The sequence below is a fragment of the Streptomyces sp. UNOB3_S3 genome, assembly GCF_020740895.1.
In the GTDB taxonomy this organism is placed as follows: domain Bacteria; phylum Actinomycetota; class Actinomycetes; order Streptomycetales; family Streptomycetaceae; genus Streptomyces.
This window is the reverse complement of the sequence record NZ_JAILXP010000001.1, coordinates 21,383-37,286: the sequence shown is the minus strand read 5'-3', so window position 1 is coordinate 37,286 and position 15,904 is coordinate 21,383. Positions and strand designations below refer to the sequence as shown.

At 72.5% G+C, this 15,904-nt stretch carries 11 protein-coding genes; 6 read left to right on the top strand and 5 right to left on the bottom strand.

Annotated features, from left to right (window positions below; translation table 11 throughout):
- Together K6I33_RS00125 and K6I33_RS00120 are read right to left on the bottom strand one after the other, a co-directional pair.
- Entirely contained in the window at positions 1-921 is a 921-nt protein-coding gene (locus tag K6I33_RS00125) for a 1-acyl-sn-glycerol-3-phosphate acyltransferase (RefSeq protein ID WP_229346882.1), read from the bottom strand.
- Positions 918-1,691 (bottom strand): GNAT family N-acetyltransferase, encoded by a 774-nt coding sequence (locus K6I33_RS00120; protein ID WP_229346881.1) that lies wholly within the window; start codon positions 1,689-1,691, stop codon positions 918-920. The genes K6I33_RS00125 and K6I33_RS00120 overlap by 4 nt, the downstream gene beginning before the upstream one ends.
- Before the next feature lie 362 nt (positions 1,692-2,053).
- Here K6I33_RS00120 and K6I33_RS00115 point away from each other — a divergent pair, with 362 nt between their 5' ends.
- The 3 genes from K6I33_RS00115 (at position 2,054) to K6I33_RS00105 (ending at position 6,642) form a co-directional block, all read left to right on the top strand.
- Complete coding sequence (locus K6I33_RS00115) at positions 2,054-3,160, top strand: cytochrome P450 (RefSeq protein ID WP_229346947.1); 1,107 nt, start codon at positions 2,054-2,056, stop codon at positions 3,158-3,160.
- A gap of 89 nt (positions 3,161-3,249) precedes the next feature.
- On the top strand, positions 3,250-3,771 hold the full coding sequence (locus tag K6I33_RS00110; RefSeq protein WP_229346880.1) for a hypothetical protein: 522 nt from the start codon (positions 3,250-3,252) through the stop codon (positions 3,769-3,771).
- A 6-nt stretch (positions 3,772-3,777) separates the two neighbouring features.
- Positions 3,778-6,642, top strand: coding sequence for a M48 family metalloprotease (locus K6I33_RS00105; protein ID WP_229346879.1), 2,865 nt, complete (start codon positions 3,778-3,780; stop codon positions 6,640-6,642).
- A gap of 22 nt (positions 6,643-6,664) precedes the next feature.
- Here K6I33_RS00105 and K6I33_RS00100 read toward each other — a convergent pair whose 3' ends face one another.
- Together K6I33_RS00100 and K6I33_RS00095 are read right to left on the bottom strand one after the other, a co-directional pair.
- On the bottom strand, positions 6,665-7,291 hold the full coding sequence (locus K6I33_RS00100; RefSeq protein ID WP_229346878.1) for a hypothetical protein: 627 nt from the start codon (positions 7,289-7,291) through the stop codon (positions 6,665-6,667).
- Positions 7,209-10,910, bottom strand: coding sequence for a hydantoinase B/oxoprolinase family protein (locus K6I33_RS00095; RefSeq protein ID WP_229346877.1), 3,702 nt, complete (start codon positions 10,908-10,910; stop codon positions 7,209-7,211). Before K6I33_RS00095 ends, K6I33_RS00100 begins: the two co-directional genes overlap by 83 nt.
- Before the next feature lie 184 nt (positions 10,911-11,094).
- Here K6I33_RS00095 and K6I33_RS00090 point away from each other — a divergent pair, with 184 nt between their 5' ends.
- Positions 11,095-11,559: a hypothetical protein gene (locus K6I33_RS00090; RefSeq protein WP_229346876.1), complete on the top strand. Its 465-nt coding sequence runs from the start codon at positions 11,095-11,097 to the stop codon at positions 11,557-11,559.
- Between the two features lie 104 nt (positions 11,560-11,663).
- Here K6I33_RS00090 and K6I33_RS00085 read toward each other — a convergent pair whose 3' ends face one another.
- On the bottom strand, positions 11,664-12,323 hold the full coding sequence (locus K6I33_RS00085; RefSeq protein ID WP_229346875.1) for a hypothetical protein: 660 nt from the start codon (positions 12,321-12,323) through the stop codon (positions 11,664-11,666).
- Positions 12,324-12,560: 237 nt separating this feature from the next.
- Between K6I33_RS00085 and K6I33_RS00080 the strand changes: the two genes are divergently transcribed.
- Positions 12,561-14,108 carry an alpha/beta fold hydrolase gene (locus tag K6I33_RS00080; RefSeq protein WP_229346874.1) on the top strand — a complete coding sequence of 516 codons (1,548 nt, stop codon included), beginning with the start codon at positions 12,561-12,563 and terminating at the stop codon, positions 14,106-14,108.
- Positions 14,109-14,120: 12 nt separating this feature from the next.
- The gene (locus tag K6I33_RS00075; RefSeq protein ID WP_229346873.1) at positions 14,121-15,725 is read left to right on the top strand and encodes an alpha/beta fold hydrolase; all 1,605 of its coding nucleotides are present in this window, start codon (positions 14,121-14,123) and stop codon (positions 15,723-15,725) included.
- The last annotated feature ends 179 nt before the right edge of the window (positions 15,726-15,904 follow it).

The following is a 15,904-nucleotide window of genomic DNA, read 5'->3' as shown; positions in this document are numbered from 1 at the left end:
TCACCTGTCGCCGGTGGCCACGAGAGCGGCCGACCGGCACGGGACTCCGGGCTTCCGGAGCCGGGGCACCTCCGGTATGGCACGGTCCACCGCCCGCTCGGCGGCCCGTGCCAGGGACCGCCGGTCGGATCCGGCACGGACCGGCAGGGGCGCGAGCCGCTCGACCTCGACGACCAGGCCACGCTGGGCGACGATCAGGATCACCGATTCCACCACGGACATGGGACCGACCAGGGCGGCTGCCGTCGTGGCGCGGCCGGCCGACCGGTACCGCAGCACCACCGGCAGAACGGGCACACCCGCGTCCAAGGCGGCCTGGAAGAACGCCGGCCGGTACGGGCCGCCGGCCACGCCGCACCACGTCGTCGCCTCGGGACAGACGAACACCCGGTCACCGGCGCGCAGCGCCCGGGTGACCCCGGCCACGGCGCCGGGCAGCGCCGACAGCCGTTCACGGTCGATGTACAGAGTGCGGCCGAGCGCGGCGGCCCATCCGATGACCGGCCATCGCCGTACGTCCGCCTTGCTCAGCGGCCGGGCGGGGTCGTGGCCGACGAGAACGAGGTCGTCGAGCAGTGAGGTGTGGTTGATCACCAACAGGCCGGGCGCGGTGTCCCGCGACCCGGCCGGGGACGGCGTGAAGCGCACCCGCACGCCCATGGCCCGGACGACCAGCCGGATCCACCAGCGGTAGACCCGCAGCCGCGGTCGGCGGCCCGCCACGGAGGACAGCGCGGGAACGACGATCAGCGAGCAGGCCAGCAGCACCGCCGTCGACCGCAGGAGTCGCCGCAGAGGCCCCACCCGGTCCTGCCGCGCCGGGCCGGGCAGGCATGAGCGGCCGCACGGCGACGTGGGCTGCCATGGATCGGCGGGCACCTGCACATCGGTGGCATCGGCCGCATCAGTCGAATCGGTCATGATGCCACTGCCCGTAGCGGGTTCAGGCGGCTGGCCGGCACCCGGTCCACTGCCAACAGCGTGAACAGATCCGCGGTACGGAAGTCGCTGTCCAGTGCCGGCGGCCCGCAGACCCAGGCACCCAGCATGAGGTAGCCGCGCAGCAGCGACGGCATCGCGGCGGGCGGGCACGGGCCGGAATCCCGCGGAATCCAGGGGGTCCGGGGGCGCACCCGGTACGCGGCCGGCGCGTAGTGCCGGTCGCGGACGGTCTGCCAGGCGGCGGAGGCCTGGGCCCCGCCGTCGGCCAGGGACACCGAGGCGCACCCGCCGAGCCACCGGAACCGGCGGTCCGTCATGTAGCGCAGGACGCCCGCCCACAGGCACAGCACCACCAGGCCGTTGCGATGCCCCTGATGCACGCACGCCCGCCCGATCTCGACCAGCCCGCCGGGGAGGGAGATGACGGCGTCGAGCTCGAACTCCTCCTCGGAAAGCAGCTGTTTTGATCTTCCCGGGGGCAGCAGACGGTATGCCCCCACTACTTTCGCGGTCGCCTCGTCCCGGACCAGAAGGTGATCGCAGACCCGGTCGAACCCGTCCGCGTCCAGCCCGTCGACGGCGGAGGGCAGCCGGGCTCCTTGCTCCTCCGCGAACACCTGGTACCGCAGTCGCTGGGCACCGCGCACCTCGTCCTCGTCCCGGGCCAGGAAGGCCTGGTAGACGCCGCCGCAAGTCGCGGGACCGCCCGGCGGGCGGGCGACACGGGCCAGAACACGGGATACCGCCATGGCGACCCACCCCCAACGCGACGCGCATGACAGACCGACCCTCGCCTTTCTGCCCAACACCACGCACATCATGCGGAGAGAGGCGATCTCCACACCAAAGGCTGAACTTCCCCGTGCTCAAGGACAGTTACCGGAAGGCGCATGGTGCGATATTTCCGCACCGCCATGGGTCGACGGGGGACACGTCTATGGGGTTCGCGAGCAGACTGTCGACGCGCCTCCTGCGCCGTCGGCTCCGCCGCGGGAGCCGGAGCGGGTACGACGTCCTCGCCCCGCACCTGCTGCCCGAACCGATCCTGGATCTGTTCCGGCGCGACGGCCTGGAGCCTCTCGCGCGTCCCCCGGGGCGCCCCGCCCAAAGGATGACCCGGGTGTCCCTGCTCTTCGGGACGAGTGTCTGGCTGGTGAGCGGTCATGCGGAAGTGCGGCAAGTCCTCTCGGCCAAAGAGGCGTTCAGCAACGAGCTGACCAGACTCCAGCACATATCGCCCGCTCTGCCCGATCAAGCACTGGGCGGACTGGGGATGTGCGATCCGCCCCTGCACACCAGGGTGCGGCAGATGCTCGCTCCCGAGTTCACCGCACGGGGCCTGCGACGCCTCGAACCCGTGATCCGGAACGTCGTCGCCGAACAGCTCGACATCATGTCCGCCGCACCGCAGCCCGTGGACCTCGTGCGGACCTTCGCGTGGCCCGTCCCGGCACGGACCATCTGCGAACTGCTCGGAGTTCCCGCCGCGGACCTCGACGCGTTCCGGCAGCTCAGCACCCGGCGCTTCGACATCGTCGCGGGGCTGGACGCGCAGCTCGGCGCCGTCTCGTCCGCGCAGCTCCGCCTGGAACGCCTGATCGCCGACGAACGCCGGAACCCCGGAAGCGGCCTGCTGGGCACCCTGGTGACCCGGGGAGCCGACCTCGACGACCGGACACTGGCGGGCCTGGCGGACGGCGTGCTCACCGGGGGCCTGGAAACCAGCGCCGGCATGATCACACTCGGCACGCTCCTCCTGCTCCGCGACCCCGTGGCCCGCGAACGCGCCACCGACGGCCGCACGGTCGGCGCTCTGACAGAGGAACTCCTGCGACACCTGTCCGTCGTGCAGGTGGCCTTCCCCCGCTACGCCCTCACAGACGTGGAGATCGGTGGCCACCGGGTGTCCAAGGGCGATGTGGTGCTGTGCTCCCTGCTGCGCGCCAATCGTCACACGGGTGCCGAGGCCGCGGCGACCATGACCGGCACCGGCGGCGCTCGCGGCGATCGGCGTCATGTGGCCTTCGGCCACGGAGCCCACCGCTGTCTCGGCGCGGAACTGGCGCGCATGGAGCTGCGGATCGCCTACCAGGCCTTGTTCGAGCGCTACCCCCGGATGCGGCTCGCCATCGACGAGCACGAGATTCCCTTTCACGGCCTGGCGATGGTCTACGGACTCCAACGACTGCCGGTGGACCTGGGCCTGCGCGACTCCTGACACAGTCGAACGAACTCTCGCAATCCGGAGTGGAAGGAAAAACTCCGCAGTACCGTGCCCTTACGGGACTCATGTCACGGGAGGGCGTGATGGGCTCTGGAGCGACTCCGTACGACGGGGTGACGGTGCGCGTGCGCGATGTGGTCCATGACGTCGTGGCCGAGGTCGCGCCCGAGGAACTGCCCCTGGTGGCGGCGCTGGTCCGGTTCGACGACGCCACGGTCGTCCGCCGGCTGGGCCGCACGGGCGGGCGGCGCGAGCCCCTGGGATTCGGGCTGGGCGAGGTCGTGGCGATGGCCGCGCCCGTGGTGTGGCTGGTGCTGGACGAAGCGGGGCGCCGGATGGCGGACGCCGTCGTGGACGCCGTGGCCACCAGGTCCAGGGCCGTGCTGCGCAGGGTCCTGCGCCGGCCGTCCGCTCCGGTCTCCCTCCCCGCCGCCCTCACCCCGGAGCAACTCGCGCAGATCCGCCGGCGTGTGGTGGAGACGGCCCTGACGCGGGGCCTGGGGGAACGCCGGGCGCAGGCGATCGCCGACGCGGTGGTGGCCAGGCTGGTGCTGCCGGACACGGAGGGCGGGGCGCCGGACCCCCGTACGCCGGAGCGGGGCTAGGGCGGGATGACCACGACGCCTTCCCGGATCCGGGTCGACGAGCGGGTGATGGGCGCGGGCACGACGGTGCGCTTCGTACTGCTGATGGTCCTGCTCGTGGTGAGCTGCTGGAACGTGATGGGCGGCATCACCCGCCGAGCCGCACTGCGGACCGGGTTCGATCACTACGGCTGCCTGTTCGCCGCCGGGGGCGATCCGTTCGACGGCGACGTCGCGCGCGACGTGGTCGCCATGGACCTCCAGGGCCCGGCCTATCAGGCCTGCCTGGACCGCTACGAACCGCCGCTGGCCTGGTGGGTGACCCTCTCCTGGCCGGTCCTGCTCGTGGCCGTGGCCTGGGCGCTGTTCCGGGGCGTCCCCGCCTGGAGGACACGGCGCGGCAGAGTCGTCCCGCTGGCGGCCGTCGACTCCGACGGCGGGATCCTGCGACTGGTGGAGGAACTCGCGACGGTGGCCGGGCTGACCCGGGTACCGCGCGTCGTCGTCGATCCGGCGGCGGCCTCGACCGGCGCGGTGGTGCTGGGCAGCGACCGCCGCCCCACGGTGTGCCTGCACGGAGGCCTGCTCGCCCGCAGGCACACCGACCCGGAGGGCTTCCGCGCGGTACTCCTCCACGAACTCGCCCACATCCGCAACCGGGACGTGACGCTCACCTACGTCACCCTCGCCGTGTGGTGGGCGTTCGTCGCCGTGGTGCTCCTGCCCGCCCTGGTGGTCCACATCAAAAGCACCCTCGGCATCGCGCCGCAGTTCCGGGCCGTCCAGGTGCCGTCCGCGGTACGGGGCTTCGGGCTGCTGGGACTCCTGGTCGTGCTGGTCCACCTCGCCCGCGCGGACGTGCTGCGCAGCCGGGAGATCTACGCCGACCGCGCGGCGGTGCGCTGGGGCGCGGATCCCCGTGGCTGGGCGGTCGCGACCCCGGGACCACCGCCGGGCGTGTGGCGGCGGGCTGTCGCGAGTCTCGCCGAGCTGTGGCGCACCCACCCGCGGTGGGATCTGCGCCGGAAGTCCCTCGACGATCCGGTCGTGCTGTTCGGCGTCCAGGCGCTGCCGCTCTTCCTGACCGGAACCGCCGCCACCCTGATCAACTCCCAGGCGGGTGAGGCGGCGTTCGCGGCGAACGCCCAGTGGGCGAACCACGCGCGGGTACTGGTCTCGGCCGCCCTGGTCGTCGGAGTGCTCGGCGTCGCCCTGTGGCGTGGGGTGGCCCACGCCGTGCTCACCTCGCGCCGTGTTCCGTCGGGTGTGCGCGCCGGGCTGTGGCTCGGGGTGGGGATGGCCGTGGGCGAGCTGGTCGTGGGCGACGTGACGTCCTTCACCTGGCTCCCCGCCCGCCCTTGGGTCCTCCTCTTGGCGGTGCTCGCGGGAGGGGCGTTCGCATGGTGGGCCACCCAGTGCGCGCACTTGTGGATCCGCCTCTGGCCCGGCCGGACGATCCGTCCGGCGATGCTGCTGGGGCTGGCGGCCATGTGCCTGGTGCTGTCGGCGTGGTTCGAGTGGTGGCAGGCGAGCGGCACGTTGTACGCCGGCGGAGCGCCCTTCGACACGGGAGGCTTCCTGCAGACGTCGGGGCTGGCGTCCATCGCGGACGCCTACCGCTCCCTGCCCGCCAAGGTCCTGGCGGAGCTGTCGGCGGTGGCCGGCCGGCCCCTCGCCCTCCCCGCGGTCGCGGCGCTGTGGATCGTACCGTTGCTCGCCTGGGCGGTCGGCCCGTCCCGCACGGTGCCCGGCTGGATGCGGGACGCCATCGGCGGCGGTGCCGTGGCGGCGCGCGGGGAGGGTGTGCCGCCGCCGCGGCGTGTGCTCCTGGCCGTGCTGCTCGGCGGCGCGTCGGCCTGTGCCGCCCTCGTGGGGGCGATGGCCTTCCTGTCCACCCCGCGGTCCGGCGCGGACCTCCCGGCGTTCGTCGTGACCTACTGCGGATGGCTGCTGGTGGCCCTCGGCACGGCGGCGGCGGTGGCCGCCGCCGTCGCGAGCGCGCCGGCGGGTCGCTACCGGCTGCTCGTCGCTCTCGTCGCGGCCGAGGCCGCGGTTCTGGCGGGTTGCGCGGGGACGTTCACCCTCGCGTCGTTCGACGGGTGCGTCCAGCCGCTGAACACGCTCGTCCACACCTGTGGCTGGCACCCTGACGTGCCCTGGCCGCTCTTCCGGCTCCTGCTGGCCCCCGCGCTGCTGCTGGGCGCGGCCCTCGCCGCCGTCGTGGCCGCGGCCGTATCGGTGGCGGCCAGGGCCGTGCGGCGCCGGCCCGCCTCACCCGACGCCGCCGTACGACGGGCCACGCCACCCGTCCGCCGCGCCGTCGCGGTTGGCCTGCTGTGCGCTGTGGCGGTGGGATCCACCGTGGCGGCGGGGGTCTTCAGGGCGGGGGAGGGCCACGACCGCGATGACAGGGCAGGCGGGCTCCCACCGGCGGTCTCCCCCGGCCGCGGGGAGGCGGCGGGGGGCTCAGCGGCGGGGAGGCCCGTATCCGCTCGCACCCGGGAGATCCAGGTGCTCTCCTGGTACACCTACGGTGGGGCGGAGCTGCTGAGGAAGCGCTTCATGCCCCGCGTGACCGGCTTCTTCGACCTTCTCACCAAGGGGCGGGGCGAGGTGTCCGGGTCCCTTGTCCGCCCCTTCTGCGAGGACTTCGCGCGGATCGCGCGAGATGCCGACGCGTTCTTCCGGGTGCCGGACGCGCGGGCCGCGGGGCTCTGGAAGGAGTTCACGGCGGAGGTGGGGAAATCGGGCCGGACGTGCGGCCAGGCCGTGGAGCGGTCGAACGGCCGGCTCCTGGAGCAGACGATGGACGAACTCGTCGGGGCGGCCCGCCTGGCCCAGGCGGTGACCGCCCGGGTGAAGGCGACGGCGGAGGAGGGCGACATCCGGTAGGCGCGCGTGCCGCCGCCGTCCGCTACCGCATCGTGCCCCCGGTGCAGAAGACGCAGCCTGCCCAGTGGGGCAGGGCGTCCAGGATCCGGTACGACCGGGCCCGCGTCAGGCGGCCGTGCGCCGGGCGGACCGGGAGGTGTCGGCGAGCTTGGCCTGCTTGCGCCACTCGGGACAGGCATCGCCGAAGAACTGCTGCGTCTTCCCCTCGCGCATGACGACGACGTAACCGCCCTTGCTCACCTGGAAGGCTTCTTGACGTTGCCGAGCCAGTCGAGCTTCTCGTCCGGGCCGGCCTGGGGGTCGAACCAGTGGGGGTGACGAAGTTGGACACGGTCACCGGGCCGGTGCCGCTCACGTTCACCTCGTACGAGTCGGACTCGACCGGGTCGGCGACCTCCAGGGCGACGGACTCGCCGTTGCCGTTGGAGGCCCACAGGTTCACGTGCGAGTCGCACAGCGTCTCGAGCACCTCGTGGCTGAGCACGCTGGAGACGGTGAGCGGTCCGTTGAGCACCTGGCCGCCGTTGTCGAGCACGGGTGCGGCGAACACCCGGCCGAAGATCACGTCACCCTCCGACTCGGTGTGCCAGCCGAGCGCGTCGGCCTGGTCGGGGTGGTCCAGGATGTGCAGGAGGCTCGAGGTGCGCATCGGGTGGTCCGTACCCGCCGCCGCCCGGTGTTTCCACCACGAGCACGTCGCCGGGCCCGACGTCGGCCGAGTCACGGCCGGCCAGGTGTGTGGTGCCGCCGTCCGCCCGCTCCACGCGGTTCGAGCCGAGGGCCCCCGGAGCGCCGCCCGCCATGCCGTAGGGCGGGATCCGCCGGTGACCGGACAGGGTGCTCACCGTCATCGGCTCACGGAAGCGGAGCCGGCGTACGACCCCGTCGCCTCCGCGCCGGCGGCCCTCGCCGCCGCTGCCGGTGCGGACGGCGAACTCCTGGAGGAGAACGGGGAGGCGCCACTCGAGTACTTCCGGGTCGGTCAGGCGCGAGTTCGTCATATGGGTCTGCACCGCCGACGCGCCGTCGAAGTCCGGGCCGGCTCCCGATCCGGACGCGACGGTCTCGTAGTACTGGTACCGGTCGTTGCCGAAGGTGATGTTGTTCATGGTGCCGCTTCCCTCGGCCTGTGACTCCAGGGCGGCGTAGAGGGCGCCGACGATGGCCTGGGAGGTCTCGACGTTCCCGGCGACGATGGCGGCAGGGTGCGCGGGGGCGAGCATCGAGCCGGGCGGGACGATGATGCGCAAGGGGCGCAGGCAGCCGTCGTTGAGGGGGATGTCCTGGGCGATGAGCGTCCGGAAGACGTACAGCACCGCCGCGTTCACCACGGCGGTGGGCGCGTTGAAGTTGGTGTCCAGCTGTGGGGAGGTGCCCGTGAAGTCGATCGTGGCCGACCGTTGCCGGCGATCGACCGTGACGCGTACGGCGATGACCGCCCCGGAGTCCGTCTCGTAGCGGTAGTGGCCGTCGGAGAGGCCGGTGATCGCCTGCCGGACGGCCTCCTCGGCGTTGTCCTGGACGTGCCGCATATACGCCTGCACCACCTCCAGCCCGAAGTGGTCGATCATTTTGCCGACCTCCTCGACGCCCTTGCGGTTGGCGGCGATCTGGGCGCGCAGGTCGGCCAGGTTGGTCGCCGGGTCACGGGAGGGGAAGGGGGCCGACGTGAGGAGTTCCAGGGTCTCGGCCTCCCGGAGCCGTCCGTTCTCGACGAGCAGCCAGTTGTCGAAGAGGACGCCTTCCTCCTGGATCTCGTGGCTGTTCGCGGGCATGGACCCCGGGGTGAGCCCGCCGATCTCCGCGTGATGGCCTCGGGAGGCGACGAAGAAGAGGATCGTCGCGCCGGGCGCGCCGGGTCGTTCGTCGAAGACCGGGGTCACCACGGTGACGTCGGGAAGGTGGGTGCCGCCGTGGTAGGGGTCGTTGACGGCGTAGGACTCGCCGGGCCGCATGGTTCCGGACCTGCGGTGGATCACCTCCCTCACGGCGGTGCCCATGGAACCGAGGTGCACGGGGATGTGCGGGGCGTTGGCGACGAGATCGCCCTGGGGGTCGAACAACGCGCAGGAGAAGTCGAGCCGTTCCTTGATGTTGACGGATTGCGCGGTCGACGCCAGGCGCGCGCCCATCTGCTCGGCGATGGAGACGAAGAGGTTGTTGAAGATCTCGAGCATGACCGGGTCCGCCCTGGTCGCCACGTCGGCCTCCGGGGGCGGGGCGACCCGTTGGACGAGCAGGTGCCCGGTGTCCGTCACGCCGGCTTGCCAGCCGGGTTCCACGACCGTGGTCGCGTTGGCCTCGGTGATGACCGCGGGGCCGGTCACCGTGCTGCCCGGAGTCAGACGCTCGCGCTCCCGGAGGGGTACGTCGGTCCACGCGCCGTCCGCGTAGAACCGGACGGTGCCGGGGCCGCCGGCGTCGCCGTCCTGCGGGGTGGCCGCGGCGAGGGTGGTGGGATCGGGCTGCTCGGTGAGCCCGGTGGCCTCGACCGAGAGCGCTTCGATGACGACGGGCCGGTCCAGGAGGAACGAGTACAGCGACCGGTGGCTCGCTTCGAACTCCTCCCGCATGGCCCGGAGTCCGTCCATGCCCACGGTCACGGCGGTGTCCGTGCCGTCGTAGCGCAGCCGCGCGCGCCGGGTCACCCGGACGCGTCCGTCGGGGATGTCCTCGTCATGAAGGACGGCGCGGGCGGCGCTCTCCAGCTCGTCGGCCACGGTACGGATCCGGTCCATGCTCGCTTCCGCGAGGGGAAGTTCCACCGACCGCTCCCGCATGGTGGTGGTGTCGGCCAGACCGATCCCCAGCGCGGAGAGCACCCCGGCCATGGGCGGTACGAGGACCGTGCGGATGCCGAGTGAGTCGGCGACGGCGCAGGCGTGCTGGCCACCGGCACCGCCGAAGGTGGTCAGCGCGTACTCGGTGACATCGCGGCCCTTCTGGACGGAGATGCGTTTGACGGCGGCCGCCATATTGGCCACCGCCACCTGGAGGAAGCCCTCGGCGACCTGCTCCGGGGAGCGCCTGTCACCGGTGGCGGCGTGGATCTCCTCGGCGAGCTCGGTGAAGCGGCGGCGTACGACGTCGGTATCCAGGGGCTGGTCGCCGTCGGGCCCGAAGACGTGGGGGAAGTGGGCGGGCTGGACGCGGCCGAGCATCACGTTGGCGTCGGTGACGGTCAGGGGGCCGCCGGCGCGGTAACAGGCGGGGCCGGGGTTCGCCCCGGCCGAGCCGGGGCCGACCCGGTAGCGGCCGCCGTCGAAGCGCAGCACGGAGCCACCTCCGGCCGCGACGGTGTGGATGTCGAGCATCGGCGCCTGCAGCCGGACTCCCGCGACCTGGGAGGTGACCACTCGCTCGTGGGCGCCGGCGAAGTGCGACACGTCGGTGGAGGTGCCGCCCATGTCGAAGCCGATGACCTTCTCGAAACCGGCCAGCCGCGACATGCGGGCCATGCCGACGATGCCGCCCGCCGGGCCGGACAGGATGGCGTCCTTGCCCCGGAAGTGACCCGCTTCGGCCAGGCCCCCGTTGGACTGCATGAACATCAGCCGTACTCCGGGCAGCCGGTCCGCCACCTGCTCCACGTAGCGGCGCAGGACGGGGGACAGGTAGGCGTCGACGACAGCTGTGTCGCCGCGCGGCACCAGTCTCATCAGGCGGCTGACCTCGCTGGACAGGGAGACCTGCGGAAAGCCGATCGACTCGGCCAGTTCCCCGATCGCCTCCTCGTGCCCCGGGTACAGATGGCTGTGCACACACACGACGGCGACGGCGCGGATGCCGTCGTCGTAGGCGCGTCGCAGGCCGGCGGCGAGACCGCGCAGATCGGGCGGGCACAGGACCTCCCCTTCGGCCGTGACCCGCTCGGACACCTCGATGACGCGCTCGTACAGAACCTCCGGAAGGACGATCTCCCGGTCGAAGAGCCGGGGACGGTTCTGGTAGCCGATGCGCAGCGCGTCCCGGAACCCCCGGGTGATCACGAGCGCCGTGCGCTCGCCCGCGCGCTCCAGGAGGGCGTTGGTCGCCACCGTCGTGCCCATGCGCACGGCTTCGACGGTGTCCACCGGAATCTCCTGGCCGTCCCGCAGACCGAGCAGCCGGCGGATTCCGGCGATGGCCGCGTCGTCGTAGCGCGCCGGATCCTCCGAGAGGAGTTTGCGGGTCAGCAGGCGCCCGTCCGGGCAGCGGGCGACGACGTCCGTGAAGGTCCCGCCACGATCGACCCAGAACTGCCAGCCACGGCCGACGCCGGAGGACATGCCGCCCCTTTCTCCCCGCCCCTTCTTCGCGCTCCGTCCGCCTTCACCGCCGTCGCCGGTCAAGGCCCGCCATCAGCATGGCCCGCCGGTGCCCGTTCCGCGGTGCGACGCACTCAGAGGCGACGCACTCGGGGGAGGCCCGATACCGAAGGGTGGGACACCCTCGGACGGAGGTGGACCGGTCATGACGGGCCTGACGCTGGGAGTCCGCAAGGAGACCGTCCCGGGCGAGCGACGGGTGGCTCTCGTACCGGAGTCCGTCCCGTCCGCGGAAGCGCTGGGCCTCGCCGTGGTGGTGGAGTCAGGGGCCGGGGCGGCGATCCGGCGGTCCGACGACCGCCGGTTCCGGCGCGGGCAGGTGCTGATAGCGCTCCTGGCACCCCTGCGCATCCCCTTCCTGGTCCGGGACTGGGCGGACGCGGGCGTCACCTCGATCGGGCTGGACCTGGCACCGGAGACCTCGGTCCTGGCACGACCGATGGACGCCGTCGCGTCGCAGGGCCGGCTCGCGGGCTACAAGGCGGCACTCCTGGCGGCCGACCGCCTGGACCGCCCCCTGGCCGGTACGGCCGTCGGCGCGCCGGGGCCCGCGCGCTGCGCGACGGTGAACTGTGGCTCGACCTGGACGATCCCCTCCAGGACGCCATGACGGTCACTCATGACACGCTCGTGCACGCCCAGGACGTGTGGCGGCTGATCCTCGAGCAGACCGCCGCGGCGGGGTTGCCCTGAATCCGGCCTTCGACCCGGCCCTCACCCTTCCCGGTGGCGGGGCTCAGGCGGTGGGGCCGTCTCCCGGAGCAGAGCCATGTGCAGGGAAACGGCGGCGGCCCGCTGTGCGCACTCGACGTAGCACCGGCTCAGCACCGAGGTGTCCACGGCGTTGACGACGTCGAGGGAACCGCTGTCGGAGAGCACCATGCGGCACAGCCGAAGCTGCTGGTCGGCGATGTCCGCCAGATGAGCCTCCGTGACCGGCTCGGCGGCCGGGGAGACGACGGCGTCGTGTGCTCTGCCGATCAGGGCGAGACAGTCGTCCGCGATCCTCTGGACGGCGTCCCGCACGGGGGCGGGAAGCGGTGGCTTCGTCTGGCGTGCCCACGCGATGTCACCCACTTGGCGCGCCAGTACGCCCATGCGTCCCACGTCTTCCCCGACGTACATGTCGGTGATGACCGTACGGATGTCGGCTTCCCGGTCGGCGCCCGTGGTCAGGCCGTTCGAGGCGAGGTCCTCCGCCTCGTCCCACAGGTCCCCGAGGGTCCTGTTCACCGCGGCCATCCTCTTCCCGCCCTTGACGGCGGGCCGGGACAGCACGGCTGTGGCCTGGCTCAGCGCGGTGTGGGCCAGCTGGAGCAATGCGGCCACCCGCTCGAAGAGCTCACTCGTTCGGTCCGGGTCTGCCTCACGCACGTCGGACTCCTCCTCATGCCGGGACGGGTGTTTCCCCCGGCCGGCCGTGTGCGGTGATCCCCCGCCTCGATTATGGCCCGCCGAGCCCGGTGGGCCCGGATGCGCGCCCGGGACCGCGGCTGCCCGTGTGCGCCCGTCCGGCTCGCCCGGTATCGTCCATAAAGTCATGATCCGCTCAAACCGCCGCGGTGTTGTCCGGCCGGGCAGCCGTGGATGTCGGCAGGGGAACGGGACCACATGACCACGCGCGGCATCAACGCGGTGGCCGCCACGGCCGCCCTGGTCCTGGCGGCGTTCGGCCCGATACCGAGCGGTGCCGCGTCGCCGCACGGCCGTACCGCCGGGCCCGGCCCGGCAGCCCCGGCGCGGTTCGTGTCCGGTCGCTGTCCGAAGACGCCCGAGCCGATCGCCGCGCTGAGCACCGCGCGGTGTGGATTCCTGGAAGTCCCCGAGAACCGCGCCCGCGCCGGCGGCCGGACGATCCGGCTGGCCGTGGCGGTCGTTCCCGCCGCATCGGCGAAGCCCGCCGCGGACCCGGTGGTGTTCATGGCCGGCGGCCCTGGCGGCGAGACGTTCGACGACATTCCCTTCCTGGTCGACTCCGGCCTGAACCGGGATCGCGCGCTGATCATCATGGCCCAGCGCGGCAACCTCTACTCGCGGCCGAACCTCGCCTGCCCGGAGCTGGACCGCTTCTACGCGGAGTACGTGGGGCTCGGCCACGACGCGCCGCGGGCGGAACGGCTCATGCTGGACTCGGTGAAGAAGTGCCGAAAGCGCCTGGCAGCCGACGGAATCGACCTGAGCGCCTACAACACCACCGAGAACGCCGCCGACTTCGCCGGCCTCCGCACGGCACTGGGCATCCCCCAGTGGAACGTCTACGGCTACTCCTACGGCAGCGACCTGGCCCTCACCTATCTGCGCAGGCATCCCCAGGGGATTCGCGCGGTGGCGATCGACTCGGTCACACCTCCGCAGATCGCGACTCTGCCGTGGACCTGGAGCAGCGCCCGGGAGGGCATCGAGAACCTCCTCAAGGCATGCGCGGCCGAGCCCCGCTGCGGGAGCCGCTACCCGGACCTCCGCCACACCCTCGCCGAGCAGGTGCGCAGGCTGGAAGCACAGCCCCTGACGCTGAACGCCCGGCCACCACGCGGAGGGGACCCGGTGAAGGTCGTCCTCGACGGGGGCGCGCTGCTGAACCTGCTGGTCGCCAACGCCGTCCCGGCCCCCGACGTCCCCGCGGCGCTCGAGGAGCTCGCCCGGGGGCGTCCGGAGCGCTTCGCGCGGGCCCGCGCGGCCGACTCGGTTCAGGTCGTCGGCAAGACCGCCCACGGCCTGACGGAGTCGGTGGCGTGCGGCGAGTGGGTGCCGGGCTCCACGCCGTCCGACCTGCTGAACGCGGGGCGCCGGGCCTTCCCCGGGTGGCCCGGCACGGTCCTGGCCCAGGCACCGCAGCTTCCGTTCCAGCATCGGGTGTGCCGTGTCTGGGACGTACCGGACCGCACCTCCGCCCAGCGGGTGGCCACCGTCAGCACGGTGCCGGCACTCATCGTCTCCGGGACGTTCGACACGAAGACCGGAGCGAGCTGGGCGCGGTCCGCAGCCCGTACGCTGTCCCGCTCGACGTCCGTACGGATCCCTGGAATCGGGCACTGGGTGGTCCCGCAATCGCCCTGCGCGCAACGGGTGCTGGCCTCGTTCCTCGCCCGTCCGGCCATGCCCGACACCGATTGCGTGGCCGGTCTCACGCCGAAACCGTTCACGATCACCCCGAAGTGACCGGGAGGGCCGATGGCACTCGAGCACGCACCCCGCCGTCGCCGTACCGCGCGCCGGCTCCACGCGACGCCGGCCGCGGTGGCGGCCGCGATCCTCGTCACCGGCCTGCTCGCGACACCGGCGCGCGCGGAACACGGCACCGGCGCCTTCACGGGAGCGCCGATCGGCACGGTCGCCCGGACGGTGGGTGACGCCCGCTTCGAGCCGGGCCCCTGCCCGAGGACACCGGAGCCGATCGCCGAGCTCGAAAGGGCCCGCTGCGGAACTCTCACCGTGCCCGAGAACCGTGCCGAGCCCGATGGCCGGCGGATCTCCCTCGGAGTGGCGATCGTGCCGGCGGCGGCCGGTGAACCGAAACCCGACCCGGTCGTATGGCTCGCCGGCGGACCCGGCGACGACGCCGTCGGGGAGGCCAAGATGGCGATCGACGGCGGCCTGAACCGCGACCGGGACGTGATCCTCATGTCCCAGCGGGGCACCTACTCCGCCGACCCGGCGCTCACCTGCCCGAACATCGACGAGTTCAACGCCGCCGCTGTCGGCCTCGTTTACGACGCGCCGTCGACCGAGCGCCTGCACGTCGAGGCGACACGCGCCTGTCGCGACCGGTTGACGGACCGCGGCGCCGACCTCAGCGCCTACAACGACACCGAGAGCGCCGCCGACTACGCGGACCTGCGCGGAGCACTGGGCATCGACCAGTGGAACGTGTTCGGCATCTCCTACGGCACCCATCTGGCGCTCATCTATATGCGCCAACACCCCCGGGGGATCCGGTCGGTCGGCATCGACGGCATCCTGCCGCCGTCCAGGGCGGGGTCGGCACAGACCTGGAGCAGCGCCCGGCAAGGCTTCGACGGGCTGTTCAAGGCCTGCGCGGAGCAGCCCGCGTGCGACCGCCGCTATCCGGACCTGTCCGCCACCTTCGACCGTCTCGTCCGTGACCTCGAAGCCCATCCGGTCACCACCACCGTCACGGTTCCCGGCCGTCCGACGCCGGTGGAGGTCGTCCTGGACGGTGGAGCCCTGGTGAACTGGATGACCTCCGCCACCCACGTGGCACCGGGCGTACCCCGCTCCCTCGACGAGCTGGCCCACGGCAACCCGCGGCGGATCGCCGAGCAGTGGGCGGGCGGCAAGCTCAGCCCCCAGGCCTTCGGCAGGGTCGCCCACGGGCTCGCCTACGGCGTCTTCTGCAGTGAGTGGGTGCCGTACGAGAGCCGGGCCGAGGCGGTCCGGGGCGGCCGGGACGCGTTCCCGTCGTTCCCCCGCTCGGTACTGGCCCAGGCTCCGCAGCTCACCTTCCTCCGGCCGGACTGCGACGTCTGGAACGTCCCGGCGGCGCCGCGCTCGATCCGGGACGTCACGCGGAGCGACATCCCCACCCTCGCCCTGTCGGGCGGCTTCGACTCCCAGACCGGGGCGGCCGAAGGGCCGTACGTCGCCCGTACGCTGAGCCGCGCCACCGTCGTCACGGTCCCCTACGAGCCCCATGTGGTGTTCGCCACCTCACGGTGCGCCCAGGAGATCGCCGTTTCCTTCTTCGACGATCCGACCGCCCCGGAAACCGGATGCCTCACCGGCCTGAAGCCGCCCCGGTTCGAGATCGGCCCGTGAAGGCGCGACTCTTTGCGGTCGGTGCGATGGCGTTCGCGCCCGCTTTCGGGCACACCCGGCAATCACCGTAAACGGCAATGAAATTCTCGTGAGTGACTCCTGCTCAATCCTGTGCGCAACCTCCACCGACCTGACTGAAACTTGGCTGGTTATGATCGGCACTCACTTCGAAACGGTCG

Excerpts from the sequence above, each read along its gene's own strand:
- K6I33_RS00105 (WP_229346879.1), top strand. The coding sequence starts at position 3,778 with ATGACCACGACGCCTTCCCGGATCCGGGTCGACGAGCGGGTGATGGGC.
- K6I33_RS00110 (WP_229346880.1), top strand. The coding sequence starts at position 3,250 with ATGGGCTCTGGAGCGACTCCGTACGACGGGGTGACGGTGCGCGTGCGC.
- K6I33_RS00080 (WP_229346874.1), top strand. The coding sequence starts at position 12,561 with ATGACCACGCGCGGCATCAACGCGGTGGCCGCCACGGCCGCCCTGGTC.
- K6I33_RS00075 (WP_229346873.1), top strand. The coding sequence starts at position 14,121 with ATGGCACTCGAGCACGCACCCCGCCGTCGCCGTACCGCGCGCCGGCTC.
- K6I33_RS00125 (WP_229346882.1), bottom strand. The coding sequence starts at position 921 with ATGACCGATTCGACTGATGCGGCCGATGCCACCGATGTGCAGGTGCCC.
- K6I33_RS00120 (WP_229346881.1), bottom strand. The coding sequence starts at position 1,691 with ATGGCGGTATCCCGTGTTCTGGCCCGTGTCGCCCGCCCGCCGGGCGGT.
- K6I33_RS00090 (WP_229346876.1), top strand. The coding sequence starts at position 11,095 with ATGACGGGCCTGACGCTGGGAGTCCGCAAGGAGACCGTCCCGGGCGAG.
- K6I33_RS00100 (WP_229346878.1), bottom strand. The coding sequence starts at position 7,291 with ATGCGCACCTCGAGCCTCCTGCACATCCTGGACCACCCCGACCAGGCC.
- K6I33_RS00115 (WP_229346947.1), top strand. The coding sequence starts at position 2,054 with ATGACCCGGGTGTCCCTGCTCTTCGGGACGAGTGTCTGGCTGGTGAGC.
- K6I33_RS00095 (WP_229346877.1), bottom strand. The coding sequence starts at position 10,910 with ATGTCCTCCGGCGTCGGCCGTGGCTGGCAGTTCTGGGTCGATCGTGGC.